The sequence below is a fragment of the Lujinxingia litoralis genome, from assembly GCF_003260125.1.
GTDB lineage: Bacteria > Myxococcota_A > Bradymonadia > Bradymonadales > Bradymonadaceae > Lujinxingia > Lujinxingia litoralis.
In genome coordinates, this window is the sequence record NZ_QHKO01000011.1 from 1 (window position 1) to 26,447 (window position 26,447).

Genomic DNA, 26,447 nt, shown 5'->3' on the forward strand with positions numbered 1-26,447 from the left:
TTGGGGATACACCTGCGGGGTATATGCACGGCCGAGGGTTGAGCGTTGCGGGGTATATGCACGACCGGGGGTTGAACAAAGTCCAGTGTTTATGCGGGTGAAGTTCAACCCAGGGACGAACATGACGGGGTATATGCGCGCCCGAGGGTCGAGCATAGCGGGGTATATGAGGTCCGGGAGCGGGGGGGGGGGGCCGGTCGGTAACGACGCGTGGTTTTGGGGATACGCCTGCGGGGTATATGCACGGCCGGGGGTTGAACGTTACGGGGTATATGCACGGCCGGGGGTTGAACAAAGTCCAGTGTTTATGCGGGTGAAGTTCAACCCAGGGACGAACATGGCGGGGTATATGCGTGACCGAGGGTCGAGCGTGGCGGGGTAGAGGCAAGCCTCAACGCGGGTCGAAGAGCACCTGGAGCGTGCCCTGATGGGTGAGCTCGCCGGTGCTCAGGTAGAGTTCGCCTTCGCTGCGCAGGAGCTCCCAGCGGTTGGTGCGATCGAGGTGTCCGGCGATCTCGTCGATAAACTCCGGGGCCAGCGCAAAGAGAGCGACCTCGTCGCCGCGGAAGACCTCCCCGCTGTGGAGGGCCTCGGCGATCGGGTCGGGGTTTTTATGCGTGTAGACGGCGACCTCCGGGGCCTGTTTGGTGATTTTGTGGAGGCGCTCCGGGGAGGGTTGGCCGATCTCCACCCAGAGGGTGAGGTCGCCGCGCAGGTCGGTGGCGGCGATCGTTGGATCTTCGGGGGTGCTGACGCCCCGGCCGAAGCTCAGCCCCTCGCGCAGCTCCAGGCAGTAGGCCAGCAGGCGAGTCACCAGGTAGGCATCGGACTCCGAGGGGTGCTGGGCGACCCGGAGTTCCAGCTCCTGGTAGACGCTGCGGTCCACGTCGGAGAGGCTGATGGTGAAGCGGCGCATCGTCGCACTCAGAGCCATGGCAGATCCTTTGCGGGGTTGGAAAAGGGGCGCTTCGGCCCGGTTATCATCGGCGCCGCCGCGCTGAGCACGGGCCGCCTGTGCGTTCACGCACCAGGGGAGGCCTGGGACAACAGGGTGCGGGGGCAAAGCACCCGGCGCGTGCGTGTTCACAGCGCGCGCGATGTGCGCGTGTGTATCGCAGCTCCGGGCGATTCGTCACGCGACTTTACCCGCGGAGCGTACTCTTGCCGGGCCCCGTTGTGGTCGTGGCGTGGGCGGCGAGCCGGGGATGGGGTGGGGGGCGGAGTTGGCGCCCGGGGGGCTCGGGAATGTTAGGTCGAACTTGCTTCGCCCTTACATTGGCCCCGTAACGTTGGCCGGTCCGGCGTGGCCCCTGTGGGCGTGGGTGAGTCGGCCGACATCGAAGCGCATCGAGGAGTCTGTGATGAACCACGACGTGTTTTTTATGAGGGTGGGCCACCGCACCGGCATTGCGGATGAGGCGATGGTGGCGGAGCTGATCGAGACGGTGCTGCGGGAGCTGGGGGGCGCGCTCAGTGCGCATGCAGCCCGGGAGGTGAGCGAGCGCCTTCCGGAACCCCTGGCGGGTTGGCTTCGGGAGCGCCCCGACGAGAAGATCGGCCCGGGCGCGCCGCCGACGGCGCTCTACCGCCAGGTGGGCCGCGCGCTGGAGCTGGAGCCGGGCTTTGCCGTGGAGTTCACCGAGGTGGTCTGTCAGGTGCTGGGGGAGAGCCTCGGGCGAGAGCCCCGCGCTCGGCTTGGCGAGGCGTTGGGTGAGGGCTGGGAAGAGCTCTTCGAGCCCCGGGCCGCCGATGTGGGGCAGCGTCCCGAGCTTGCCGAGGAGCCAGGAGTGATCGACCGCACCACGCGCGATGACATGGCCTGCGGTGAGCCCGGAAGCGAACATCCCCTGGCAACATCGTCGGGAGCCCAGCAGGACTCCATCGCCGCCACCGATTCCCCTCATCAGGGCGATCGCCTGGCTACCAGTCAGGGCAAACCCGCTCGCCGCACGCTGGCCGAGGGGAAGCCCGGCAGCTCGCGCTCGCTTAACGAGCCGCATCGATGAGAGCGGTGTATGTCTGACCCCCGGACGTGCATTTAGATGCTTGAGAGCGGTCGAAAACCGGGGGTGTATGTCTGACCCTCGGACGTGCAATTCGGTGCTTGAGAGCGGTCGAAAACCGGGGGTGTATGTCTGACCCCCGGACGTGCAATGAGGCGCGATTCACCGACGAAAACCGGGGGTGTATGTCTGACCCTCGGACGCGCAATGAGGCGCGATTCACCGACGAAAACCGGGGGTGTATGTCTGACCCCCGGACGTGCAATTCGGTGCTTGAGAGCGGTCGAAAACCGGGGTGTATGTCTGACCCTCGGACGCGCAATGAGGCGCGATTCACCGACGAAAACCGGGGTGTATGTCTGACCCCCGGACGTGCATCCAAGAGTCATTCGTCGATGGCATCTGCCCCCGAGGTAAGTCGCCTACTTCGCCTGAAGCTCGCCGGCAAAGGCCTGTTGGAACCGGGCGTGGCCGCCCTCGCTCAGCGGTTCTCCGTGGGCCATGATCACCCGCTCAAAGTCCCACTCCAGCACGCCGGGGAGTGAGGCGGCAAAGGCGGCCTTGTCGGCGATGGCCGAGCGCAGCACGCGGGTGGGACCAAAGCGGCCCAGTCCGCTGTTGAGGCGCATGAACTGGCGCGTCCACCAGTGGGGATGACTGGGGAAGTGGAAGCAGAGATCGGTGAGGATCAGCGTGCGGCTGCGCGGGTCATAAAACACGTGCTCGTGGAGCCGGGGCATCCCCTCGATCCGCTGCCAGCTGAGTGTATCTTCCAGCGCTCCACCGGGGGAGAGGGGCAGCGCCTGGGTCAGCTCGGCAGGCTCGCCGAGCTTCTCGGGCAGACCGGGCGGGACCAGCACCCGGGTCCGGGGCCAGCGGGCGATGGCCGACTTTAAAAAGAGGTGGTGAAAGAGGTTCGGGGCGATCAACGTACTCAGGGTGCCCAGGGCATCGATCTCGGCCTGATCGTCATCGCTCAGGGGAACCGGGCTGATCAGGGTGAGCTGGCCCGAGGGCAGGCGCACGAGTGTGGCGCGGGTGCCCAGCTGCACGCCGGCCAGTTTCAGCGGGTGGTCGATCAACCAGATGTCAGGGGCAAAGGCGCGTAGGCGGCTCATGGAGCGCTCCGGAAGGCAGGACAGGAGAGGGTCGCAAGGGGGGGAGTGAGACAGGGCTCAGGCCCCGGTACTGGTGTGGGCTTTTTCGGCCTGGCGAGCAAGCCGGCGGCCTTCATCCACGTTGACAAAGAGCAGGAGCAGGCCACCGACGACGAAGAAGCCGATCACCGAGAGGATGGCCTGGCGGCTGGAGCCGGTGGCCACGATCATCAGCGAAAAAATGGCCGGGCCGAAGATGCCGGCGAACTTTTCGAAGACGGCAAAAAATCCGAAAAACTCGCCGCTTTTATGCCGGGGAATCAGGCTGGCAAAGAGCGAGCGGGAGAGCGCCTGGGTGCCCCCCTGGACCGTGCCCACCAGGAGCGCCAGGAGCACAAAATGCAGCGGGGTCGTCATAAAGTACGCCAGCAGGCTGATGCCCATGTACACAAAGAGCCCGAAGAAGAGGGCGCTCTTGGTGGTGAAGCGCCCGGCCAGCGAGCCGAAGATAAAGGTAAAAGGCACCCCCACAATCTGCACCAGCACGATCGAGCCGATGAGCACGCCCTGTTCAATGCCCAGTTCGGTGCCGTAGATGGTGGCCATGCGGATGATGGTGCCGATGCCGTCGTTGTAGATCAGAAATGCCAGGAGCATGACAAAGGCGTGCTTAAAACCACGCAGCTCGGCAAAGGTGTGTTTGAGGCGGCCCAGCGCCCGGCGCACCGCCTCGCCAGCGCGCAGGCTCTCCATGCCGGCGGCCAGCGGGGGCTCGGGGACTTTGCGAAAGAGGGGAATGGAGAAGGCCAGCCACCACAGCGCCACGGTGATAAAGGCCAGACGGCTCGGAAGCGTGCTCTCTGCGGGGAGCAGAAACCAGGTCGGCTGCATGATCATCGCCAGGTTCAGGGAGAGCAGCAGCGTGGCCCCGGCGTAGCCCACCGCAAAGCCGGCGGTGGAGACGCGGTCGATCTCGTGCTCGCGGGCGATATGCGGGAGCATCGCGTCGTAAAAAATCATTGAGCCGTTGGCCCCGATGTTGGCCACCAGAAAGAGTCCGGCAGCCAGCAGCCAGTCGCCCTCCTGAATAAAAAACATGCCGGCGACCGCCGCGATGCCCACGCCGGCGAAGGTGCCTAAGAAGCGTTTTTTGACGGTGGCGAAGTCGGCGATGGCGCCGACCACCGGGGCGATCGCCGCCACGATCGCCAGGGCCAGGGTGGTGGCGGTGGCAAAGTGCTGGGTAGCGAGCGTCGGGTCGAGTCCCTGAGCGGCCACGCGCTGAAAGTAGATGGGGAAGACCGCCACGATGATCACGGCGTACATGCCCGTGATCGCCCAGTCGTACATCGCCCAGGCGCGCAACTCGGGCCGGTGCAGGCCCAGCGCCTCCAGCAGGCGGTGGGCACGCGGTGAGGGACTCATGGGATCTCCTTTGGGGATGGGTTCCAGCAAGAGGGTCAGGACCCGGCGTTGTCGGGCGCGGCCTTAGAGCTCGCGGGGACGCAGGATGCGGTCGAGCTTCATGGTGGCACGCTGGCAGGCTTCGGCCCAGGAGTCGCCACCGGCCAGCAGCAACGCGGCGTTGGCCGTGGTCAGGGTGTGGTAGGTCCCGCTCAGGTAGCTCAGCGCCTGCTCAAAGCCCGGGTTGTGTCCCAGGACCATCGCCGTGGTGACCTGGTCTTCGAGCGTGGCCAGCGCGTCGAACACATCATCGGGGCGCGGCAGGTAGAGCTCGCTGCACAGCCGTAGCTCGCAGGCGTCGTCAAAGGCCGGCGCCATCAGCTCAAAGGTCTCGCGGGTGCGGGTGGCATCGGACGAGAGGGCGACCCTGGGCACCCAGCCCAGCTCGGCCAGGCGCTGGCCGATGCGCGGGGCGTCGCCGCGGCCGCGGGGGGTTAAGGGGCGGCGATGGTCGCTTAAGCCCGGGTCGGCCCAGTCGCTTTTGGCGTGTCGCATCAAGATCAGGCGGCGTTGCATGGCGTGGTTCCTTCTCGGAGCGGGCCGAAGCGCTGGCGAGCGTGCGCCTCGTCGGAGTCGGTGGCCGGCGGGTTGGCGGGCCGGGCGATCGCGTCGAAATCAAAGGCCGAACAAGCCCGGCCGGGGTGGGGAGACGGGCGAATCTTCTCCGCTTCGGAAGCTGTGGTCAACGCGGCGAGGTGTCGCGGTGTTTAGCTTCCAGCTTGAGTAGCGATGGAGACGTTCGGGCGACACCCCTGACCGGGGGCGACCCGGCCAAGCAGTCGCCGAGAAGCGGCACCGGAGGATGTCTATGCGAGTACCGGTTGAGATCGCGTTCAAACATGTCGAGGTCAGCGCCTCGCTGGAGCAGCTGGTGCGCGAGCGGGTGGAACGCCTGCCGCGTTATTTTCCGCGCATCATCGCCTGCCGGGTGGCCGTGGAGGCCGCCAGCCGAAACAACCAGCACGAGGTCACCGGCTACCGGGTGCGCGTGGAGGTCAGCGTGCCGGGCAACGAGCTGGTGGCCACCTCCAGCCCCCGGGTCGGGCAGACGCCCAGCGCCATTGTGCAGGATCCCTACCAGGCGGTGCGGGATGCCTTTGTGGCTGTGGAGCGTCGGCTCAAGACCTACGCCGGGAAGTTGCGCGCTGAGCGCAAACCCCGGGCCACGGCTCCTCATGCCGTGATCACACAGCTCAACGCCGAGGAGGGGTTCGGGTTTCTGCGGACCATCGGCGGTCGCGAGATCTATTTTCATCAAAACGCGGTGGTCAACAACGGGTTTGAACACCTGAACATCGGCGATGAAGTGCGCTTTCGGGAGGTCGAGGGCGAAGAGGGGCCGCAGGCCTCCACGGTTGAGGTGGTGGGTCGCCATGGGCGGCATGTGATGGGGCTGATCCCCAGGGTCTGAGCAGCAGGGAGCCACGGTGAGACGACGTAGAAGGACCAGGAGCGAGGAAAGCGACCCGTCGCAGCGCCCGCGCCGCGCGCGGGCCGAGTCGGGCTCAGAGCCCTCCGAACTCGACCAGCGGGTGCGGGCCATTGAGGCCGCCACTCAGCTGGAGACCGAGCGGCTGCGCCGGGTATGCGCCCCGGCAGATCTGGGGCTGAGCAGCAGCCAGGAGCTGGAGCGCGGCGGGGTGCCCGGGCAGGAGCGCGCCCGGGAGGCGCTGGGCTTCGGCCTCTCGATGCAGCGGCCGGGCTACCATATCTTTGCCATCGGGCCCCCCGGGCTGGGCAAGCATGAGCAGATTCTTCAGACCCTCAACGAGGAGGCCACGCGCCGCCCGGCGCCCCACGCCTGGTGCTACGTGTACAACTTTGAGAATCCCCGGGCACCGCGCGCACTGCAGCTGGCCCGGGGGCGCGCCACCGAGCTCCGAGAGGCCATGGAGGAGTTCGTCGAGGCGCTGCGCGACGCGCTGCCCCGGGCGCTGGAGAGCCCGGAGTACGCCCGCACCCGCCGCGATCTCGACGAGGGCTTTGAGCGGCGCCAGAAAGCCGCCCTCGACGAGGTCCGCGCAAAGGCCCAGGAGCATCAGGTCGCGGTGATTCAGACCCCCTCCGGCGTGGTGATGGCCCCGGTGGTCGACGACGAGGTGCTCGGCCCGATGGCCTTTCAGGAGCTGGAGGCCGGGGAGCGCACACGCTTTGAAGAAGCCCTGGAGACCTTGCACACCGAGCTCGAAGACAGCCTGCGCGAGCTGGCGGCGCTGGAGAGCGAGCACCGCCGCCAGGTCGAGGCGCTGGAGGAGGCCACGGTGCGCGCCGAAGTCGATGCGCGCCTTAAACCCCTGTGCGAGGCCTTCGCCGATTGCCCACAGGTGCTCGATTACCTGCAGGCGGTGGAGGATGACATCGTCGAGCATGCCGAGGCCTTCGTCGGCCAGAGCGGCGCCGACCAGGGCGGCCTGCTGCCCGGGTTGCAGGCCGGACAGGCCACCGCCGAAATTGCCCGGCGCTACGAGGTCAACGTGCTTCACGAAGATCTCAAGGTCCAGGGTGCCCCGGTGGTTCAGGAGCATCATCCCAACTTTGAGAACCTCTTCGGGCGCATCGATCATCGGGCGCAGCTGGGCGCGATCTCCACCGACTTTACGATGATCCGTCCGGGAGCCCTGCACCGCGCCAACGGCGGCTTCCTGGTGCTGGATGTGCGCCAGGTGCTCATGCAGCCGATGGTCTGGGAGCAGCTCAAACGCGCGCTGCGCGCCGGCGAGCTGCGCATTGAGAGCCCGGCCCAGGTCATGGGGCTTTTCTCCACCCAGAGTCTGGAGCCCGAACCGGTGGCGCTCGACGTCAAGGTGATCCTGGTCGGGGAGCGTCGCCTCTACTACCTGCTGGAGGCCTACGATCCGGATGTCTCCGACCTCTTTAAGGTGATGGCCGACTTTGAGGCCACGGTGGAGCGCGATGCCCAGGTGGAGGGGTTTTTGAAGATGGTCGCCTGGCGGGCCGAGCAGCTGGAGGTGGGGATGCTCTCGGTCGGCGCGCTGGCGCGGCTGGTGGAGTGGGGCGCCCGGCAGGCCGAAGACGCCCGCCGGCTCTCGGTGGCCGTGGAGCGCGTCGATGAGGTGCTGGCCGAGAGCGACTGGCAGCGCACGCAGCGCCAGGGCGATGAGGTGCAGGTCGAGGATGTGGAGGCCGCGCTGCAGGCTCGCCGCCGGCGGGCCTCCCGGCTGCGCGAGCGCATGGAAGATGCCATGGAGCGCGGCGTGCTCCATGTGGATCTGGAGGGCGAGCAGATCGCTCAGGTCAACGCCCTCTCGGTGGTCGAACTCGCTGGCGAGCGCTTCGGGCGCCCCAGCCGCATCACGGCCAGCGTGCAGGTGGGGGCCGGACAGCTGCTCGATATTGAGCGCGAGGTGGAGCTCAGCGGAGCCCTGCACGCCAAGGGCGTGCTGATTCTGGGCGGGTATCTGGGCCACGAGTTCGGGCAGCAGCGCCCGCTAGCGCTCTCCGCGCGTCTGGTCTTTGAGCAGTCCTATGGCGGGGTCGACGGCGACAGCGCCTCGCTGGCCGAAACCCTGGCGCTGCTCTCGGCCATCAGCACGCTACCGCTGAAGCAGGGGCTTGCCATCACCGGCTCGATCGACCAGCGAGGGCGCGTGCAGGCCATCGGCGGGGTCAACGCCAAGATCGAGGGCTTCTTCGATGTCTGTCAGCGCCACGGGCTCAGCGGTGAGCAGGGTGTGGTAGTCCCGGCGAGCAACGCCCAGCATTTGATGCTCTCGGATCGGGTGGTGGAGGCGGTGAGAGACGGGAAGTTCTTTATTTATGCGGTCGAGACGGTGCGACAGGCCGTGGCTCTGATGTTTGGTCTGCCCGCCGGACGCCGCACTGACGACGACGCCTTTGAGGAAGATAGCGTCTTCGGTCAGGTCGACCGCCGCCTCGAAGCGCTGGCCCGCGCGGCCCGACACTTCGACAGCCGCGGAGCCGCGCTGGGGTCCACGCACTCCCCCCAGGCCCCGGCGCCCGAGGAGCCGCCAAGCCCCGATCCGCCCACCGCTGAGGATGCCGAGGAGGAGCAGAGCGAGGCGCCCGCGCGTGGCTCAAGGACCCGAAAGTCCAGGAGGAGAGGATGACCATCGACGATAAGTACGTGTATCGCTTTGAGGAGGGCAAGGCTCAGGGTGACGCCTCGCTCTTTGAACTCCTGGGCGGCAAGGGTGCCGGGCTGGCCGAGATGGCTCGCCTGGGCATGCCGGTGCCCCCCGGGATGACTCTGACGACCGAGGCCTGTCGCAGCTATCTGGATCAGGGGTTCTTCCCCGAAGGCATGGAGATCCAGGTGCGCAAGGGCATTGCCTGGCTCGAATTGAAGACCGGCCGCGGGTTTGGCCTCCCGGAGAATCCGCTCCTGGTCAGCGTGCGCTCTGGCGGCGCCAGCAGTATGCCCGGGATGATGGACACGGTGCTCAATCTGGGCATCAGTGAGGAGGTGGTCGAGGGCCTGGCACGCCAGACCGGCGACCGGCGTTTTGCCTACGATTGCCTGCGACGCTTTGTGCAGATGTACGCCAGCGTGGTCATGGACGTGGATGACGCGTTGCTCGAAGAGGTGCTGGTCGGCCACCGCCAGGCCCGGGGTTTTGAGCACGACAGCGAGCTGAGCTGGGAAGATCTGCGGGACATCAGTGAGTCGATGCGCCTGAAGGTCGTGGAGCAGACCGGCCGCGACATCCCGCGGGGGCCCTACGGCCAGCTCTGGGGCGCGGTGGAAGCGGTCTTCCGCAGCTGGAACGCGCCGCGGGCGAAGTTCTACCGCAGCCAGCACGCGATGACCGGCGGATGGGGCACCGCGGTCAACATCATGACGATGGTCTTTGGAAACCTGGGCGAGGACAGCGCCAGCGGGGTGGCCTTTAGCCGCAACCCCTCCACCGGAGAGGCGCAACCTTATGGGGAGTTCATGGTGGGCACCCAGGGCGAAGACGTCGTCGGGGGCCGGCGCCAGCCCGGGCCGCTGAGCCTGGCTGAGGAAGAGGAGGGGGGGCCGGAGTCGATGCAACGCCTGATGCCCGGGCCCTACGAGGCGCTCTGCGAGTGCATGGAGCGTCTGGAGGTGAACTACCGCGATGTGCAGGATGTGGAGTTCTGCGTGGAGCGCGGGAAGTTCTGGATGTTGCAGACCCGGGCGGCCAAACGCACCGGCCAGGCGGCGGTGCGCATCGCGCTGGAGATGTGCGAGGAGGGGTTGATCGACGAGAAGGAGGCGATCCTGCGTGTGGACCCGAAGCTGCACATTGAGCGGGCGCTGCACCGCCAGATCGCCGGCACCCCTGGCGAGGCGCTGGCCTACGGGCAGGCCGCCTCACCCGGAGCAGCCTGCGGAGAGGTTGCGCTAAGCTCGGAGCAGGCCGCTCGCCGCAGCTCCGAGGGGGCGGACGTGATCCTGGTGCGGCCGATGACCTCGGCCGATGATGTCGAGGGGTTGCACGCGGCCGTGGGCGTGCTCACACAGCAGGGCGGGCTCACCTCGCACGCCGCGGTGGTGGCCCGGGGCATCGGCACCCCCTGCGTCTGCGGGGTGCAGGCATTGCGCATCGACGAAGAGGCCCGGGGCTTCTATCTGGCCGGCGAGTTTTTTGAAGAGGGCGAGACGATCACGATTGATGGGGGCTCCGGCCAGGTCTTTGGGGAGGCCCTGAAACTCAAGGAGCCCCAGATCACCGGGAATCTGGAGACCTTTCTCAACCTGGCCGACCGCTACCGACGTCTGGAGGTCAGGGTCAACGCCGACAGCGCCGCCGAGGCCGAGGGGGCCCGGAAGCTGGGCGCCGAGGGCGTGGGGCTCTGCCGCACCGAACATCTGATCTTGGAGAGCGCCGAGGCGGTGCGGGCAATGCGCCAGGTGCTGCTGACCAACGACTGGGACGTGCGTGAAAAGGGGCTGGAGGAGCTCGTGACCTACCAGCGCCACGAGCTTGCGCAAATTATGCGCGCGATGGACGGGCTGCCGGTCATGGTGCGTCTGCTCGATCCGCCGGCCCACGAGTTTTTGCCGCGCACCCGGGCCGGCCGAAAGAGCGTGGCCGAGGTGCTGGGGCTGAGTGAAGAAGCGGTGAAATGGCGGGTGGAGGCGCTCGAAGAGACCAACCCGATGTTGGGGTTTCGCGGGGGGCGTCTGGCCATGGTCTACCCCCAACTCTACGAGGCCCAGGTGCAGGCGATCGTGGAAGCCTCGCGCCAGGTGGAAGATGAGGGCGTTCGCACCGGGGTGGAGATCGCGATTCCGATGATCGCCGACCCGGGAGAGGCCCAGCACCTGAGCGCGGTGGTCCACGACGCGGTGGCTCGCCACCTCTACGGCATGACCCGCGACACCGATGTGAAGGTGGGGGTGATGGTGGAGGTCCCGCGCGCGGCGATGCTGGCCGGGGAGCTGGCGCTGGAGGCGGACTTCTTCAGCTTCGGGACCAACGACCTCACGCAGCTAATGTGGGGGATGTCACGCGACGACGCCTCGCGCTTCATCGATGCCTACCGCGAGCAGGGCGTGCTCACCGAAGATCCCTTTGAGATCATCGATCGCGGTGGCGTGGGGCAGTTGATGCGCAAGGCCATCCGTCAGGGGCGCCTGGTGCACCCGCAGCTCACGATTGGGGTGTGTGGCGAGCATGCCGGAGAGCCGACCTCGATTCGCTTCTTTGAGGCGTTGAACCTGGATTATCTCAGCGTGTCGATGTTTCGCATCGCCGGCGCCCGGCTGGCCGCCGCGCAGGCGTTTATCGCCGAGGGCAAGTCTGCCCGCTACGGCGAAGCGTGGCGTGGTGAGCAGACGCCGATGCGTCGGCAGGGCGGTGGCGAGAGCTAAGCGGTGATGTGAGGGGCTAAAAAAAGATCAAAACCATGGTACGACCATCGCCCGGCTCTCCAAAGAAGAGGCCGGGCGATGGTGTGTGGAGCGCGGGCTGGCCCGGGGGCAGCGGCGTCGACGTAGGAGAGGTGGATGGGTGAGGTAGCTGACGAGGCGGGGGGCCCGGGGGAGGAGGTCTGCAAAGAGCTCGCGGCCCGGGAGGTGGTGCTGGCCCCGGCCCGGGAGGCGGGCGTTCGCCTGGTGAGCGCGGCGGTCAACGCGTTTTCGCCGCGGGTTGCCGGGGAGGTCGACGCCTGGATGAGCCCCGCGGAGCGGACGCGTCATCAGCGCTACGCCCTGGAGCGCCTGCGTCGGCGCGACCTGGTGACGCGGGCGCTGGTGCGTGGCGAACTGGGTCGGGAGCTCGGTTGTGCGCCCGGAGCGCTGGCGTTTGGGGCCGGCGACCAGGGTCGCCCCCACCTCTTGAGCCCCCGGGCCCCGGAGCTGGATTTTAATCTGGGACACACCGAGGAGCGGGTGGTCCTGGCGCTTGCGCGCCATCGCCGCGTGGGCGTGGACATCGAGCATAAGACCCGGCGCGTGGATCACGCCGGGGTGGCCGAGCGGTTTTTCTCCGCCCATGAGCGGGCCGCGCTGGCCGCGTTGCCCGATGCGTCGGCGCGCCGACGCCGTTTCCTCGAGCTCTGGGTGCTCAAAGAAGCCTGGATGAAGGCCGATGGCCGCGGCATCGGGGCCGGACTCGATGAGGTGGTCTTTGAGTTCGATGCCTCACCCCTGCCTCGCATCATCGCGTTGCCCGACGATGACCCGGCGCGCTGGGAGGTCGCGCTCACCGAGCTCGCTGACGGGCACCTCGTGGCGCTGGCCTGGCGCGAGCTCACCGGGGAGCCGGAGCCTCAGCTTGCCAGGTAGGCTTCCAGCGTGGGGGCGTGGCGCGTCTCCAGATACACCCGGAACTTTTTGCGCATATCCATCTCCAGCTGGCGGATGCGCTCTTTGGAGACGCCGAACTCCTCGCCGAGTTCGTCGAGCTGCCGGGGGTGCACCGCGATCATGCGCTCGTACCAGATGGTGCGCCGGCGCGAGTCGTCGATGGTGTTGACGAACTCTTCGGCCAGCGCTTGAAGGTGCTCATGGAAGAGGTGCTCGTGGGCCTGTTCCTCGGGGCTGGACTCCTCGCTGGGAAGCATGTCTCGCCCGGTGGTGTCAGACTCGCCGCCCAGCGGGGCGTCCAGGCGGCTGAAGCCTCCGCTGGTCAGCGTGGCCACGCGCTCCACCTCGTCGACGTCCACTTCCAGGTACTGCGCCACGTTCTCGGCGGTGGGTTCCAGCCCCTGGGCGCGGAGCTGGCGGCGAGCCTTGCGCAGGTTAAAGAAGAGCTTGCGACTGTCGCGCGAGCTGCCCATGCGCACCGGGTAGGTGTGGTTGAGCAGGTAATTGAAGATCAGCGCCCGGATCCAGAAGTGCGCGTAGCCCACAAAGCTGGTGCCGCGATTCGGATCAAAGCGGGTGAGCGCCTCGGTGAGCCCCAGGTTGCCCTCCTGGATCAGGTCGAGCAGGTCGTGGCCGGGGCGGTGCAGATCGGTGGCCACTTTGACGACCAGACGCAGGTTGGCCCACACCAGGGTCTTGGCCGCTTCTTCGTCGCCTTCTTCCAGAAAGGCCCGCACCAGGCGATCCTGAATCTCATTGGGCAGCAGCTCAATGCGACGGATCTGGTTCATGTAGGTGGTCAGCGAGTCGGCGTGCAGGTCGGTGTCGCGCGAGGACCGGGCGCGCTTGCGCGCCAGCGGGTGCAGGGCGGGGACCGGGGGAGCGGCCGAAGGGGAGAGGGGCATTGAAAGAGCGGGTGCAGCCATGATCGGGACCTCGCAGGTTGGCGCAGCCGGGAAACATCCATAGCGCTTGCAATGGGACGAGGCCGACTGCGCGAGACCATCGCCCACAAGCGTCGGTCCCACAGAAGAGCAAACGCCGTGCCAGTGCGTCGATAAAGCGTCGTGAAGAGCGCGCCGGGAGGGGGGCTGAGCACCGACGCGACGCAGGCGATAGGGCGAATCGTCGCGCTGAGACGCCCGGCGAAATTTGCGTCGACGCCCTCGAAGGGGGGGCATAATCCGGGGGAGGCCGGCGAGGTGGACGGTGTTTGGGCGTGATTTCGGGCCCGGATTGTGTGCAAGATATGCGCGCTTCGGAATTGATGTGCAATATTTGCACTTTAACTCCCGATGATGCGCGCTCTTTGCGTCCTCTTTGCCTGCGATTCAGACCTCCACAGGGGGGCTTTGTGCCGATAAAGGTCTGGAATTCAAATGGTTTAGCTGCTTTGGTGATGTCGGGAGGAGGCCGTGGCACCACTCTTGCTTAATAGGGCCGGTGTCGCGACATTCTGCCGCACCTGTGATGTCTGGCTGCGCGTGGGGAGCAAGACCTCAGGTGGGCAGTCGGCTCGCGGATTGGCCAATCCACGTCTTTGAGAGTTTCCGAGATGCACTTCTTCGATGAGATCAAAAGCTACGTCGGGTTCACCGACGAAGACGCCGCTCGCCTCAAAGCGCTCGGTCCGCTGGTGGCGCCGCGTTTTCCGGAAGTGGTGATCTCCTTTTATGACGTGCTGATGGCGCATCCGCGAGCGCGCGGGGTGTTCGTGGGGCCGGAGCAGATCGACCGCCTGCGGGCCTCTCTCAAAGTCTGGCTCGGCGAGCTTTTTGAGGGCACCTACGGAGACGCTTATTTTTCGCATCGCCAGCATATCGGCCGGGTGCACGTCAACGTGGGGCTTTTGCCGCAGTTTATGTTCGGGGCGATGAACCTGATCCGTCACCGATTTGTGGAAATCCTCAGCGATCTGGAAGTCGATCTGGGCAGCCTGGCCGAGGTCGGCAGCATGCGGCAGGCGCTGGGGAGCATCGATCGCATCCTGGATATTGAGCTGACGATCATGGTGCAGTCCTACTGGGACTCGCTGATGCAACAGAAGCTCGAAATCCCGGCGGCGCTGGCCACCGGTCTGGCCCACGAGGTGCGCAACCCGCTCAACGCCATCGGCCTGCAGATGACCCTGCTGGAGCGGCGCCTGCGCAGCGCGGAGGTTGATGAGGGGGTGTACGGGCAGGTGCTGGAGGCGGTGCGCGCCGAGCTGCGCCGCATTCAGGGGCTGAACTCCGAGATCCTCGATTTTGCCAAGCCGATCGACATTCATACCGGCCTGGCCGATGTCGCCGATATTTTTGAGGAAATCAGGCGAAATCACGAACTCACCCTGGAAGCCGGGGGGGTGGAGATGAGCATTGAGGTCCAGGGCAGCGCCGTGCTGGTCTGCGACCGCGATCGCTTGATGCAGGTGTTCATCAATCTGATGACCAACGCGGTGGAGGCGATGCCCGAAGGCGGGCAGATCCGCGTGTTGATCGTCAAGAGTGAGGGGGGCCTGCGCGTGGACTTCGCCGATACCGGGCAGGGGATGTCGCCGGCGATGAAGTACCGAATCTTTGACCTGTTCTACACTTCCAAGGCCTCGGGCACCGGCATCGGGCTGGCCATTGCGCGCAAGATTGTCGAGGCGCATGGCGGCTCGGTCGATGTGCTTTCGCGGCCCGGGGAGGGGACCACCTTTACCATCTACCTACCTTTTCCGCGACGTGATGCGGAGGACGAGGATGAGCGATGAGTGCATGGAGCGAAGAGATGAGCGTCGCCAGCACGGTGAGCGCTGAAAAGGTTGCACCCAAGACCCCCGGCGCGCGCCGGCGTCGTATTCTGGTGGTCGATGACGAACCCCACGCGCGCCGCGCGCTGGTGGAGCTGCTCAGCGATGATGGCTACGAGGTTGCCTCGGCCGGAGATGGCTTTAAGGCGCTGGGAATCCTGCGCGAGTGGCCCTGTGAGGTGCTTCTGACCGACTGGCGGATGCCGGTGATGGACGGGATCACCCTGATCAAGAAGGCCCGCGAGGAGAATCCGCAGCTGGGCTGCGTGGTGATGACAGCCTTTGGCAGCGTGGAGAGCGCGGTAGAGGCGATGAAGGCCGGCGCCGACGACTACCTGACCAAGCCGCTGAACTTTGATGCGGTCTCGCTGGTGCTGGCCCGGGCGATGGATCGGATTGAGGAGCGCCGCGAGCTCACCAGCCTGCGCGCGCGCAACGCCGAGCAACGCGCGCAGACGCGCACCAAGATTCTGGGGTCGAGCCCACCGGTGCAATCGCTGGTGGCGATGATCGATCAGGTCGCCGGCGCCCGGGCCACGGTGATGATCACCGGGGAGTCGGGTACCGGTAAGGAGCTCATCGCGCGGATGCTCCACGAGAAGAGCGGCCGGGTGGATAAGCCTTTTGTGCGCCTGCACTGCGCGGCCCTGGCCGAGAGTCTGTTGGAGAGCGAACTCTTCGGCCATGAGCGCGGCGCGTTCACCGGCGCCAACGCCCGGCGAGAGGGGCGCTTTGAAGAGGCCGACGGGGGTACGCTTTTCCTCGACGAAATCGGTGAGATCTCACCGACCATTCAGGTCAAACTGCTGAGGTTTTTGCAGCAGCGGGAGTTTGAGCGGGTCGGGGGCAATAAAACGATCTCGGTCGATGTGCGGGTGGTCGCCGCCACCAACCGCGACCTGGAGGCCGAGGTGAAGGCCGGTCGTTTTCGCGAAGATCTCTACTTCCGCCTCAACGTCATTCACATCCAGGCGCCGCCCCTGCGGGCGCGCCCCGGAGATGTGCCCCTGCTGGCCCGCCATTTTGTCGCAAAATATGCGCAGGAGAACGCCCGCAACATCGAAGAGGTGGCTCCCGAGGTCATGTCGACGCTGGAGCGCTATGATTGGCCCGGCAACGTGCGCGAGCTGGAGAACGTGGTCGAGCGCGCGGTGGTCATGACCGATGGCACGCGTCTGGAACTGCGTCACCTGCCGGCCGAGCTCCTGCGTCAGAGCGAGCGGGGTTTGCTCGGGGAGCTGGGCGTGCAGATCCCGGGGTCTTCGCTGGCCGAGATCGAACGTCACGCAATTCTGCGCACTTACGAGGCCACCGGCGGCTCCAGCGCTGAGACCGCCGAGATGCTCGGGATCAGCGTGCGCAAGGTGCAATATCGGCTGCGCGAGTATCGCGAGGCCGGTGTGATGGTGGAGGATTAAGTCGCTCCGGTGGCACGTTGACCCCCCAGGACAGCGACGGGAAGTCCGGAAACACACCCCGGACTTCCCGTCGCTGCTCTGGCACCGCAGGTGCCCCGACGCCCGGGACCACCTGCCGAACGTGATGACATAAGGAGCGATGGATGGAAGAACGTAGCGTGGATGTGGTCGTGATCGGTGCTGGCACCGCGGGCCTGGGCGCGCAGAGTGCCGCGCGCAAGGCCGGAGCCAGCGTGGTGATGGTCGAGGATGGTCCCTACGGGACCACCTGTGCGCGGGTGGGGTGCATGCCCTCGAAGTTGCTGATCGCCGCGGCCGATGCGGCCCGGGCGGTGGACCAGGCCCCGATCTTTGGCGTGCATCCCGAGGGTAAACGCGTGGACGGCCGCCAGGTGCTGGAGCGGGTGCGCGCGGAGCGTGACCGCTTTGTGGGCTTTGTCCTTCAGCAGACCGAACGCATCCCCGAAGAGGTGCGGGTGCGCGGGAGGGCGCGTCTGCTCTCGCCAACGCGGGTGCGGGTGGCCCTGGAAGGCAGCGACGAAGAGCTGGAACTCAATGCCCGGGCGGTGGTGATCGCCACCGGGTCAAGCCCCTACATCCCGCCCAACCTCAAGCCCCTGGAGGCGAAGCTCTCCACCAGCGCCGACGTCTTTGAGTGGGAAGATCTTCCGGAATCGGTGGCCGTGGTCGGCCCCGGGGTGATCGGGCTGGAGCTGGGGCAGGCGCTCCACCGGCTGGGGGTGCGGGTGGCGTTTTTCTCGCCATTTGAAGCGCTCGCTCATGTGCACGATCCGAAGGTCTCCGAGGTGGTGCACCAGGTCTTTGATGAGGAGATGGAGCTGCACTTAAAGGTCGATGCGTTTGATGTGAGTGAGGCCCCTGGCGAGGAGGGCGGCTTTATCGTGCGCTGGCACGATGCGCAGGGCACCCCCGGGGAGGCCCGCTTTGAGAAGGTGCTGGTGACCGCCGGACGTCGGCCCAACCTGGAGGGGTTGGGGCTGGAGCAGGCCGGAGTCCCCTTTAATGATCGGGGCCGCCCCGACTTCGATCCGCGCACCACGCAGGTGGGCGACCTGCCGATCTTTTTGGCCGGCGACGCGGCCAACCACTACCCGCTCTTGCACGAGGCCTCGGACGAGGGGCGCATCGCCGGCGGCAACGCAGCGAACTTCCCCGATGTGCGCGCCGAGATCCGGCGCGTGCCGCTCTCGATCACCTTCACCGACCCGCAGATTGCGGTGGTGGGTAAGAGCTGGCGCGAGCTCGATCACGAGCAGTGTGGCGTGGGCGAGGTCTCCTATACCAATCAGGGCCGCGCGCGTGTGATGGCAAAAAACAAAGGCCATGTGCGCATTTACGCCGATCGCGACACCGGGCGAATCTGCGGCGCCGAGATGTTCGGCCCCTCGGTCGAGCATACCGCGCACCTGCTGGCCTGGACGATCCAGTGCGGTATGACGGTTTTTGAGGCGCTCAACATGCCCTTCTATCATCCGGTGGTCGAAGAGGGGATTCGCTCGGCGCTGCGCAGCCTCACCGGTGATCTGCGGATGACGGCGGGCAACGCCGAGAAGCTGCGTTACGGACCGGGGACCTGAGCGGTCAGGCTCTCACAGTCTGGGGGGGGACGGCGTGAAGGCGCGCTTTGGCCGGGGCCATTTCGGGAATGGGCTCCGGCCAGAGCGTGTTGGTCAGGCCGCGCGCGCGCGCGCGCGGCCACTTCGGGCCAGGCTGCGGGCGCCCTGATGAGGCCAACGATCGCCTCACTCTGTGGACTGGATGGAGACGCCGCGAGGTTCGATGCGCACCTTTGTTGATTATGTGATGTTGACCGTGGGAGCGGTCCTTGTGGCACTGGCGCTGGAGTTGATTCTGGCGCCTAACCAGCTGGTCGACGGGGGCACAACGGCGCTGGCGATCATGGGCGCGCGCCTTGGCGAGCGACCGATCTGGTTCTTTTTGCTGGCGTTCAACGCGCCGATTCTGGCGATCAGCGCCCGGGCGCTGGGGCGCCGCTTTGCCTGGCGTACCCTCTACTGCAACGGCGTTGTGCTGCTGGGGCTGGCGCTCTTGCGCGATGTGCCGGCGGTGACCTCCTCGGAGGTGCTCATCGTGCTCTACGGCGGGCTTTTGCTGGGGCTGGGCGTGGGGCTGGTGGTGCGCAACGGGGGCGCGATCGATGGCACCGAGATGCTGGCGATCTGGGCAAACCAGCGCTTCCGAATCCCGGTGAGCACGTTTTTGCTCTCGGTGAACGTGGTGATTTTGAGTGGGGCGGCGCTGCTCTTCGGGCTGGAGAGCGCGATGTTCTCGGTCGCGGTCTTTTTTCTGGTGACCAAGGTGATCGACTTCGTGCTCGAAGGATTTAACCAGGTGGTCTCGGTGATGATCATCAGCGACAACTGCGAGCCGATTCGCCGACGACTCGTCGAGGAGATGGCACTCCGGGTGACGCTTCTGCAGGGCGTCGGCGGATACAGTGGAGAGCCTCGCCAGATCATTTATTGCATCATCGACCGCTTTGCCTACGCGCGGCTGCGCGCGGCGGTGCATGAGGTGGATCCGCGGGCGATTTTGGAAGCCTCCATCGTCAATGAGTCGGCCGGGGTAAAAGCCCGGCCCCTGCGCGATCTGGTGGTCGATCGCTACCGTGAGCACGCCCATGGTCGGGCCCGGGGATAAGGACACTGGCGAGGCCGTGGTGAACTCGGGCATGGTGGTGGCTTGATGAGATGGCGAGTTCCGAAAAGAGGTCGACGATGAGAAGGAGGAGGGGCCGGACAACCCGGGGCTACGGGATGATTGGGCTGATGCTCGTGTGGAGCGCGACGTGGGGGCCGGGCTGCGACGCGGCCCGGCCCGCCGCGCCAAAAGGCGCCGGGGCGGCGTCTGCCCCGGCGGCGCCGGACGCTCCGGAGCCTGCCGTCCGGGCTTCGGAGGTTTCGCGAGCGGCGCCAACGCCGGCGCCCGCTGGCGAGCCGGCGCCGGCGTTGGCACCGATTGATGATGCCCGGGTGCGGGCCTTTGCCCGGGCGCGGGAGGCCTCGCAGGCGGTGCAGGCCGGGGTGCAGCGGCGCCTGGCCGAGGTCACCTCGGCCGCCGAGGCGCGGGCGCTTCAGGACGAGGCCGAGCGCGAGCTCCGCGCGGTGGTCGAGGCCTCGGGCCTGAGCATGGAGGATTACGCGGGGGTGGCGCAGCGGATGGGCCACGACGCCGAGCTGCGCGAGCGCGTGGAGGCGGCGAGTGGTCGCCTGCGGGATTTAGACACCGCGCCTTGACCCGGGCCGCCGGTCAAGGTCATCGTGCATCCCGAAACCCTTATTTGCAGCGCTCACCTGTCGGGGCCCGGAGCCGGGCACGTTGGGAGCGTCATCAGCTGACCCGAGATCGTTGGAGGCCCCGTGTCCAAACCCCTGTCGACCCCAGGCGCAGAGCGTACCCCCGGCATTGGCCGGGAGCGCCAGACCGAGATCTATGTGCGCGGCATCTCCGCGCAGGCGCCCCGGGTGCCGGTGGACTTTGCCGCGCTTGAAGCGCGTGCCCGGGAGGCCATGAGCCCGGAGGCCTTTGCCTATGTGGCCGGCGGCGCGGGGATGGAGCGCACGATGGTGGCCAACCGTCAGGGCTTTGAGAAGTGGGCGATCGTACCGCGGATGTTGCGCGATGTCTCGGTGCGCGACACGTCGGTGGAGATCTTCGGTACGCGCTACCCCTCGCCCTACATGCTGGCGCCTATCGGCGTGCTGGAGATGGCGCATCCGGAAGCGGATCTGGCTGTGGCGCGCGCGGCGCGGCGCGAGAGTGTCCCGATGATCTTCAGCAATCAGGCCTCGGTACCTATGGAGGAGTGTGCCCGGGAGTTGGGTGAGACGCCGCGCTTCTTTCAACTCTACTGGAGCGTCTCCAACGAGCTGGTCAAAAGTCTGGTGGCCCGGGCGGAGAAGGCCGGTTGTGAAGCGATCGTTGTCACGCTGGACACGACTTTATTGGGCTGGCGCACCCGGGATCTGGACCTGGCCTACCTGCCCTTTTTGAGGGGCAAGGGGATCGCGCAGTACACCTCCGATCCGGTCTTTCGCCGCCTGCTCAAAGAGGATGAGCTCGACCAGGAGGTGGGGCCGGAGCGCAAGGTCAATCTGGCCACGATCCGCGTGCTCATGGAGCTCGCCGGGAACTATCCCGACGGGTTTTTCAAGAGCCTGACCAGCGGGGAGGCGCTGGCAGCCGTGCGCAAATTCACCGGCATCTACTCTCGCCCTTCGCTGACCTGGGAGGATTTGAGCTTTTTGCGCGAGTGCACCGATCTGCCGATTGTGCTCAAGGGAATCACAGCTGTGGAGGACGCCCGGTTGGCCAAAGAGCACGGCATGGATGGCATTGTGGTGTCGAACCACGGGGGCCGTCAGGTCGACGGGGCGCTCAGCTCGATTGAGGCCCTTCCGGCGATCGCGGAGGCGGTGGGTGAGGATTTGACGATCTTCTTCGACAGCGGGATTCGCACGGGCGCCGACGTCTTTAAGGCGCTGGCGCTGGGCGCTGACGCGGTGCTCCTGGGCCGGCCCTATGTCTACGGGCTGGCCGCCGGCGGTGAGGAGGGAGTGGTGGAGGTGCTGCGTAACTTCAAAGCTGACTTTGATCTGACGATGGGGCTGGCCGGGTGTCGCTCGGTCGCCGAGGTCAAGGCCAGCCGGCTGCATGCGCGCTGAGTGCTCCCGGGGGGGCCGGGGCAGAGACAGGTATGTCGGTCGGGGATAGGGGGCTTGGGATGCTGCTTTTTAGACGTGCCAGCGCTCCGGACTCCGGGGATCACAGGGGGGAGGTTGCGGGCTCTAAGTGGCCGGGGATTAGGGGTTTTTAGGGGGGAGTAAGCAAATTGGGTTTGCATTGCGTTCAAATTATACTCTATCCTGACCGAAAGGTTAGTATGGTCTCGTGGATGGCGACGCTGGAGGGGCTCGATTTCCGGGTTCGAGCATCGTGTGACGCGTTGGTATCGCTAAATTCTTGAATAGAGGATGAGATGAATGTGGACGGGAAGGGGAAAAAGTGGCGCTGGGCGATTATCTGGGTGAGCTGCCTGCTCCTCACGTTGGCGGCCTGCAACGTGGAGGACAGTGCGGTCATGCTCGCCGGCGGCGACACCGGGGGAGGCGAAGAGGATATCGGTGAGGGGGATTCGGGGCTTCCAGATGCAGACAAGCCCGATGCGGAAGACCCCGAGGCGGAGCAGCCCGATAGCGAGGTGGCGCCGGGTTGTGATGATGGCGTTCAAAACGGCGATGAGAGTGATGTCGATTGCGGCGGCACCGAATGTGGGGCCTGCGAGCCTGGTGAGTCCTGCGTATTCTCAGACGACTGCGCCACCGGATACTGCACCGGCGGGGTCTGCGTCGATGAGAGCTGTGAGAATGTGAGCTGCGGAGACGAAGAAGCCTGCTACCGCGGGGTCTGCTACCTCTCGTGCGAGGAGTCAGACGCCTGCGATCCGAGCTCGCGTTGCTACCAGGGGGCCTGTATCCCCACCGATTGCTCCGAGGTGGTCTGCCGTGCTGGCGAGGCCTGCTACCGGGGCGTCTGCTACGAGGCGTCGGCCTGTAGTGATGCCTCGGACTGCGAGCCTTCCGAGGCCGGTCCCTGGGGGGAGTGTGTATTCGGCGATAACGTCTGCGCTCTGACGGGCGTGGAGTCCCGAACTGTGACGACGTTTAGCTGCGGGGAGTCGAGCACCTGTGAAATGAGCGAGGTGATCGAAGAGCGCGATTGTCGCCGCGAGCTTTCTGTAGATCAGCAGTGTGGGGAGCCGATCGATAGCGGCTGGTCGGAGTGCGTCTACGCGAGCCCCTGCGACACCACGGGTGAGCGTGTGCGCGAGATCATCACCTTCGTGTGCAGCGAGGGCAGCTGCGAGCATGTGGAAGAGCGTCTGGTCGACACCCGGGGCTGTGAGCGCGATACCACCGGTGCGACCTGCAACGCTGTGGACGTCACCGAATGGGGCCCCTGCATGGCCGACGTTCCCGGTGAGGTGTGCAACACCGCCGGGACGCGGAAGCGCGAGCGCACCGAGTTCCGTTGCGCCGACGGGGGCTGCAGCGCCTCGACGGTGACCGAATCCGAGGCCTGCGTGTTGCGTACCGCCGGGCGCGTCTGCGGCATCGGGATGCGTCGCATCACCGACTGTACGGCGACCGGAGGCACGATCAACAGTTGTACCGATGCTGGCCAGCAGACGACGACGATCACCACGCCGGTCTGCGGTACCACCGGTGCATGCGACGAGACGGAGACGACCACCGAGGACTCGGCCTGCCAGATCTATGTGGAGGAGGGAACCTACTGTTCCATGGTGATTCCGGTTGATTCCCGCGAGTGCGTGATGGGGCGGTGGCGAGTTTCGACCTGGGATCCGAAATGCGATGGTCAGGGAACCTGCGAAGCGATCCGCAGCACATACGATGATGGTCCCTGTATGGAGGAGCGCTGCCCGATGGGAAATCCCTGCGAGACGAGCAGTGGGCAGGCGGGCTGCTGTTCTTCGGAGAACGTTTGTGTCTCCAACAGCGATCCCAACCCGGTGCCCTGTCTGATGTGATGTGTATGCTCGCCAGCAGCGCGGCGCGCTGCTGATGTACAGCCCCCCTCCCTGTTCCGGGTGGGGGGCTTTTTTGATCGTCGGGCCGGCACGCGGTCGTTTAGCGTCGGGCCACCGGGCGAATGATCGCCTCCAGCGCATCAAGCCCGGCGCTCAAGCAGGCCGGGCCGGGCTGCAGGATGATGGCCGGGTCGAGCTCGACGATGCGATCGTCGCGCACGGCCGGAAGTGCCTGGTAGCCCGCCCGCTGGCGGATGCTCCCTTTGTCGACGGGTTTGCCGCACCAGGAGGCGACGATGATCTCCGGGGCGGCAGCGATGATCTCCGGATCTTCGACGAAGCGTTCCCTGGCGAGTTTTCCCGCCGAGCGATCCCCAAACACGTTGATGCCTCCGGCCAACTCCACCAGCTCGCCGACCCATTCAATGGCGGTGATGCGGGGCTCATCCCACTCCTCAAAATAGACCCGGGGGCGGTGTGCGGCTGCCAGAGTGCGCTGGCGCGCCTGTTCCAGGCGAGCGATGTAGGTGTCGACCAGTTCCTCGGCGCGTTGGCGGCGATCGACCAGGGCGCCCAGGGTCAAAAGCACGTCCAGGATCTCTTGAATGCTGCGCTGGTTGAAGATCAACACCGGGAGGTTGGCCTTGATCAGATCGTGGGCCAGCTGCGCCTGAATGTCGGAGAAACCGATGATGAGATCGGGCTTTAGCGCGGCGATTTTTTTGATGCTTCCGCCGATAAAAGCCGAGACCACTGGTTTTTCGGCTTTTGCGCGCGCGGGGCGCTCGGTGTATGCGCTGATGCCTACGATGCGATCCTCTTCGCCCAGCAGGTAGAGCAGCTCGGTGGTTTCCTCGGTCAGGCAGACGATGCGTTGGGGAGCGGGGCGGCGGCAATAAGTGGGCATGACGCTCTCGTGTGAAGGGTCCCGTGCTCCGGGTAGGAGCATGAGCGGCGGGGAACTTGAATCTGGATGGGCGCAAAGGTACTTGCGCTTTTGACAGTCAGGGCTCAAAAAGCGACGCTTTTATAAGGGTGAACGCCGCCGGGCAGGCCATCCCAATGGAAATGAATCTCGTGTCGATGAGGAGAACGAAATGTTTCAGGAGCTAACAAGCCGTGGGCGGCGAGTCTGGGGGCTGAGCGCGCTTTTTATGTTCATGATCGCCTGCAACCTCACCGACACTGGGTTCATTCAACCCGGATCCGGGGGCGACGTCGACCCGGATGTTCCGGTGCTGGAGGACAGCGGGGAGCCGGATACCCCTGGCGAGCCAGAGTGTCGAGAGGGCTCCGACTGCGACTCGGACTACTGCACCGCGGGGGTGTGCGTGGATGAGAGCTGCGCCGATGTAACCTGCGGCGACGACGAAACCTGCTACCGGGCGGTGTGCTATCTGAGCTGTGATGGGGCCGATGCCTGCGATCCCAGCTCGCGCTGTTACGAAGGGGTCTGCCTGCCGCTGGATTGCTCGGCAACCACCTGCGAGAGCGATGAAACCTGCTACCGCGGGGTGTGCTACGCGGCCTGCTCCGGCGATGCGAGTTGCTCGGAGGAAGGCGCCGAGTGCGTGGAGGGAAGTTGCGTGGTGGCCACCTGCACCGACGGCCTGCAGAACGGCGCGGAGACCGACATCGACTGCGGCGGCGCCGAGTGTGAGGCCTGTGCTCCGGGCAAGGCGTGTCAGGAGGAGGGCGACTGCCAGGTGCCGGTCGAAGGGGAGTGGAGCGTCTGTGACTTCGGGGAGAACTCCTGCGCGCAGGTGGGCACCCAGGAGCGCACGCTTGTGTCTTATGCCTGTGGGGAGTCCCAGACCTGTGAGGCGCACGAAGAGGTGGAGACCCGGGAGTGCACCCGCACGACCGACGCGGAAGCCTGCGGGGAGACGGTGGTTGGCGAGTGGGGGGCCTGTCAGGGGGCCGGGCAGCAGGGCGTGTGCTCGACCCAGGGGCAGCGTCGCCGGGTGATCACGAGCTTTGCCTGTGCCCAGGGCAGCTGTGAGACGGTGGAAGACGAGGAGTTTGAAGCCTGCGTGCTCGACACCGACGCGCAGGCTTGCGGCACCCCCGAGGCCGGGGCGTGGTCGGCGTGCGGGGGCTTCTCCGGGACCTGTGATACCACGGGCACCCGCAGCCGCACGGTGACTTATTTTGAGTGTGGGAGCGGCACCTGCGCGGAGCGCGTCGCCACCGAGACCGAGGCCTGCAGCCGGGCGACCCAGGGTGAGAGCTGCGGGGAGACGACCTACACGAGCTGGAGCGCGTGCGATGGATTCAGCAACACCTGCGACACGACGGGTGAGCAGACGCGCACGGCGACCGATCGGGTGTGCAACGGAGGTTCGTGCAGCAACGTGACGCGCACCGAAACGAAGACCTGCTCACGCACGACCAACGGGACGAGCTGCGGTTCGACCAGCTACACGAGCTGGGGGGCGTGCGGTGGATTCAGCAACACCTGCGACACGACGGGTGAGCAGACACGCACGGCGACCGATCGGGTGTGCAGCGGTGGCTCGTGCAGCAGCGTGAACCGCACAGAGGTACAGAACTGCTCGCGCACGACCAACGGGACGAGCTGCGGTTCGACGAGCTACGGAAACTGGAGCGCGTGCAGCGGATTCAATGGCACCTGTGGGGAGGCCGGGACCCGCACGCGCACGGTGACGCACCAGCGGTGCTCCGGGGGCAGCTGCTCCACCGTGACCGAAACCGAGACCGGGACCTGCAGCCGAGACACCGATGGCGGCGTCTGCGGAACCTCGAGCTGTGAGGAATGGCCGCCGATCTTTCAGTGTCTGGTCGAGCCGGACCAATGCCGGGGGGATCAGTTCCGCACCTGCACCGACCGGCGTTGCTCCGGGGGCAGCTGTGTAGGGGTGACGCGCAGCGAGAGGCGTAGTTGCAACGCGTTCGATGGCGCGAGCTGTAATAACGGACGGGGTTGCTGTCAGAGCGGTAGCTGCATTGATAACGGTGGCGGTGGCGGAGGACATCAGGTCCTTTGCGAACTCCAACCCATCTAAGGCCTCGGCTCACGCTCCACAGGCCCTCGCCGACCCCGGTCGGCGAGGGCTTTTTTGTGCCCGAAACGCGCACGAAAATTGTGGGCGGTGGGGGGCGCGGGTGGCGTTGCTCCACGCGCGGTACGCTACGTTTTTTCACGATGGGAACGCTTGCTTCACAGGGAGGACGTCCTTACTAGGGGGCGCGGGGGACTGCCATTTTTTCGATATTTGTGCAGTACAGGCCTCGCTGGCCAGACAGCTCCGAGCTGTGTGCCGTGGTCTGCTGCGCGTAGCGGCGCCTGGGTGGCGGCCCAGGTGTTGAGGAGTATGTGT

General features: G+C 66.2%; 20 protein-coding genes. 13 read left to right on the forward strand and 7 right to left on the reverse strand.

What is annotated here, in order from left to right; translation table 11 throughout:
• Window positions 1-391: 391 nt before the first annotated feature.
• Window positions 392-934, reverse strand: a complete 543-nt coding sequence (locus tag DL240_RS17135) for a YaeQ family protein (RefSeq protein ID WP_111731124.1) — start codon at window positions 932-934, stop codon at window positions 392-394.
• Window positions 935-1,361: 427 nt separating this feature from the next.
• On the opposite strand from DL240_RS17135, the gene DL240_RS17140 reads away from it, so the two are divergent.
• Window positions 1,362-2,006, forward strand: coding sequence for a DUF2267 domain-containing protein (locus tag DL240_RS17140; protein ID WP_158542699.1), 645 nt, complete (start codon window positions 1,362-1,364; stop codon window positions 2,004-2,006).
• Between the two features lie 419 nt (window positions 2,007-2,425).
• On the opposite strand, the gene DL240_RS17145 is transcribed toward DL240_RS17140, so the two are convergent.
• From DL240_RS17145 to DL240_RS20105, 4 genes are all read right to left on the reverse strand, one after another.
• Window positions 2,426-3,121 carry a DUF4336 domain-containing protein gene (locus tag DL240_RS17145; RefSeq protein WP_111731126.1) on the reverse strand — a complete coding sequence of 232 codons (696 nt, stop codon included), beginning with the start codon at window positions 3,119-3,121 and terminating at the stop codon, window positions 2,426-2,428.
• A gap of 57 nt (window positions 3,122-3,178) precedes the next feature.
• Window positions 3,179-4,525, reverse strand: coding sequence for an MFS transporter (locus DL240_RS17150; RefSeq protein ID WP_111731127.1), 1,347 nt, complete (start codon window positions 4,523-4,525; stop codon window positions 3,179-3,181).
• Between the two features lie 63 nt (window positions 4,526-4,588).
• Complete coding sequence (locus DL240_RS17155) at window positions 4,589-5,080, reverse strand: SixA phosphatase family protein (protein ID WP_111731128.1); 492 nt, start codon at window positions 5,078-5,080, stop codon at window positions 4,589-4,591.
• A complete protein-coding gene (locus DL240_RS20105) occupies window positions 5,065-5,250 on the reverse strand; it encodes a hypothetical protein (protein WP_158542701.1) in 186 nt (61 codons plus the stop codon). Before DL240_RS20105 ends, DL240_RS17155 begins: the two co-directional genes overlap by 16 nt.
• Before the next feature lie 122 nt (window positions 5,251-5,372).
• Between DL240_RS20105 and DL240_RS17160 the strand changes: the two genes are divergently transcribed.
• From DL240_RS17160 to DL240_RS17175, 4 genes are all read left to right on the forward strand, one after another.
• Window positions 5,373-5,975 (forward strand): HPF/RaiA family ribosome-associated protein, encoded by a 603-nt coding sequence (locus DL240_RS17160; protein WP_158542703.1) that lies wholly within the window; start codon window positions 5,373-5,375, stop codon window positions 5,973-5,975.
• Between the two features lie 16 nt (window positions 5,976-5,991).
• Entirely contained in the window at window positions 5,992-8,652 is a 2,661-nt protein-coding gene (locus DL240_RS17165) for a Lon protease family protein (RefSeq protein WP_111731130.1), read from the forward strand.
• The gene (ppdK, locus tag DL240_RS17170) at window positions 8,649-11,384 is read left to right on the forward strand and encodes a pyruvate, phosphate dikinase (RefSeq protein ID WP_111731131.1); all 2,736 of its coding nucleotides are present in this window, start codon (window positions 8,649-8,651) and stop codon (window positions 11,382-11,384) included. The genes DL240_RS17165 and ppdK overlap by 4 nt, the downstream gene beginning before the upstream one ends.
• Window positions 11,385-11,519: 135 nt before the next feature.
• On the forward strand, window positions 11,520-12,299 hold the full coding sequence (locus DL240_RS17175; protein WP_111731132.1) for a 4'-phosphopantetheinyl transferase family protein: 780 nt from the start codon (window positions 11,520-11,522) through the stop codon (window positions 12,297-12,299).
• Here DL240_RS17175 and DL240_RS17180 read toward each other — a convergent pair.
• A complete protein-coding gene (locus DL240_RS17180; protein WP_158542705.1) occupies window positions 12,284-13,246 on the reverse strand; it encodes a sigma-70 family RNA polymerase sigma factor in 963 nt (320 codons plus the stop codon). The genes DL240_RS17175 and DL240_RS17180 overlap by 16 nt on opposite strands.
• 629 nt (window positions 13,247-13,875) lie before the next feature.
• Between DL240_RS17180 and DL240_RS17185 the strand changes: the two genes are divergently transcribed.
• The 7 genes from DL240_RS17185 (at window position 13,876) to DL240_RS17215 (ending at window position 23,106) form a co-directional block, all read left to right on the forward strand.
• Complete coding sequence (locus DL240_RS17185) at window positions 13,876-15,057, forward strand: protoglobin domain-containing protein (protein ID WP_111731134.1); 1,182 nt, start codon at window positions 13,876-13,878, stop codon at window positions 15,055-15,057.
• Entirely contained in the window at window positions 15,054-16,514 is a 1,461-nt protein-coding gene (locus tag DL240_RS17190) for a sigma-54-dependent transcriptional regulator (protein ID WP_199589851.1), read from the forward strand. Before DL240_RS17185 ends, DL240_RS17190 begins: the two co-directional genes overlap by 4 nt.
• 143 nt (window positions 16,515-16,657) lie before the next feature.
• On the forward strand, window positions 16,658-18,112 hold the full coding sequence (locus DL240_RS17195; protein ID WP_111731136.1) for a dihydrolipoyl dehydrogenase: 1,455 nt from the start codon (window positions 16,658-16,660) through the stop codon (window positions 18,110-18,112).
• Between the two features lie 202 nt (window positions 18,113-18,314).
• Window positions 18,315-19,196: a YitT family protein gene (locus DL240_RS17200; RefSeq protein WP_111731137.1), complete on the forward strand. Its 882-nt coding sequence runs from the start codon at window positions 18,315-18,317 to the stop codon at window positions 19,194-19,196.
• 128 nt (window positions 19,197-19,324) lie between these two features.
• On the forward strand, window positions 19,325-19,792 hold the full coding sequence (locus DL240_RS19770; protein ID WP_146618379.1) for a DUF4168 domain-containing protein: 468 nt from the start codon (window positions 19,325-19,327) through the stop codon (window positions 19,790-19,792).
• A gap of 123 nt (window positions 19,793-19,915) precedes the next feature.
• Window positions 19,916-21,220: a lactate 2-monooxygenase gene (locus DL240_RS17210; protein ID WP_199589852.1), complete on the forward strand. Its 1,305-nt coding sequence runs from the start codon at window positions 19,916-19,918 to the stop codon at window positions 21,218-21,220.
• A 314-nt stretch (window positions 21,221-21,534) separates the two neighbouring features.
• Window positions 21,535-23,106, forward strand: a complete 1,572-nt coding sequence (locus DL240_RS17215) for a hypothetical protein (protein ID WP_111731139.1) — start codon at window positions 21,535-21,537, stop codon at window positions 23,104-23,106.
• A 100-nt stretch (window positions 23,107-23,206) separates the two neighbouring features.
• Here DL240_RS17215 and DL240_RS17220 read toward each other — a convergent pair whose 3' ends face one another.
• A complete protein-coding gene (locus tag DL240_RS17220) occupies window positions 23,207-24,013 on the reverse strand; it encodes a cobalamin-binding protein (RefSeq protein WP_111731140.1) in 807 nt (268 codons plus the stop codon).
• A gap of 190 nt (window positions 24,014-24,203) precedes the next feature.
• Between DL240_RS17220 and DL240_RS17225 the strand changes: the two genes are divergently transcribed.
• On the forward strand, window positions 24,204-26,132 hold the full coding sequence (locus tag DL240_RS17225; RefSeq protein WP_111731141.1) for a hypothetical protein: 1,929 nt from the start codon (window positions 24,204-24,206) through the stop codon (window positions 26,130-26,132).
• Window positions 26,133-26,447: the final 315 nt, after the last annotated feature.

Coding starts and splice junctions, on each gene's coding strand:
- DL240_RS17135 (WP_111731124.1), bottom strand. CDS start 934: ATGGCTCTGAGTGCGACGATGCGCCGCTTCACCATCAGCCTCTCCGAC.
- DL240_RS17140 (WP_158542699.1), top strand. CDS start 1,362: ATGAACCACGACGTGTTTTTTATGAGGGTGGGCCACCGCACCGGCATT.
- DL240_RS17145 (WP_111731126.1), bottom strand. CDS start 3,121: ATGAGCCGCCTACGCGCCTTTGCCCCTGACATCTGGTTGATCGACCAC.
- DL240_RS17150 (WP_111731127.1), bottom strand. CDS start 4,525: ATGAGTCCCTCACCGCGTGCCCACCGCCTGCTGGAGGCGCTGGGCCTG.
- DL240_RS17155 (WP_111731128.1), bottom strand. CDS start 5,080: ATGCAACGCCGCCTGATCTTGATGCGACACGCCAAAAGCGACTGGGCC.
- DL240_RS17160 (WP_158542703.1), top strand. CDS start 5,373: ATGCGAGTACCGGTTGAGATCGCGTTCAAACATGTCGAGGTCAGCGCC.
- ppdK (WP_111731131.1), top strand. CDS start 8,649: ATGACCATCGACGATAAGTACGTGTATCGCTTTGAGGAGGGCAAGGCT.
- DL240_RS17175 (WP_111731132.1), top strand. CDS start 11,520: ATGGGTGAGGTAGCTGACGAGGCGGGGGGCCCGGGGGAGGAGGTCTGC.
- DL240_RS17180 (WP_158542705.1), bottom strand. CDS start 13,246: ATGGCTGCACCCGCTCTTTCAATGCCCCTCTCCCCTTCGGCCGCTCCC.
- DL240_RS17185 (WP_111731134.1), top strand. CDS start 13,876: ATGCACTTCTTCGATGAGATCAAAAGCTACGTCGGGTTCACCGACGAA.
- DL240_RS17190 (WP_199589851.1), top strand. CDS start 15,054: ATGAGTGCATGGAGCGAAGAGATGAGCGTCGCCAGCACGGTGAGCGCT.
- DL240_RS17195 (WP_111731136.1), top strand. CDS start 16,658: ATGGAAGAACGTAGCGTGGATGTGGTCGTGATCGGTGCTGGCACCGCG.
- DL240_RS17200 (WP_111731137.1), top strand. CDS start 18,315: ATGCGCACCTTTGTTGATTATGTGATGTTGACCGTGGGAGCGGTCCTT.
- DL240_RS19770 (WP_146618379.1), top strand. CDS start 19,325: ATGCTCGTGTGGAGCGCGACGTGGGGGCCGGGCTGCGACGCGGCCCGG.
- DL240_RS17215 (WP_111731139.1), top strand. CDS start 21,535: ATGAATGTGGACGGGAAGGGGAAAAAGTGGCGCTGGGCGATTATCTGG.
- DL240_RS17220 (WP_111731140.1), bottom strand. CDS start 24,013: ATGCCCACTTATTGCCGCCGCCCCGCTCCCCAACGCATCGTCTGCCTG.
- DL240_RS17225 (WP_111731141.1), top strand. CDS start 24,204: ATGTTTCAGGAGCTAACAAGCCGTGGGCGGCGAGTCTGGGGGCTGAGC.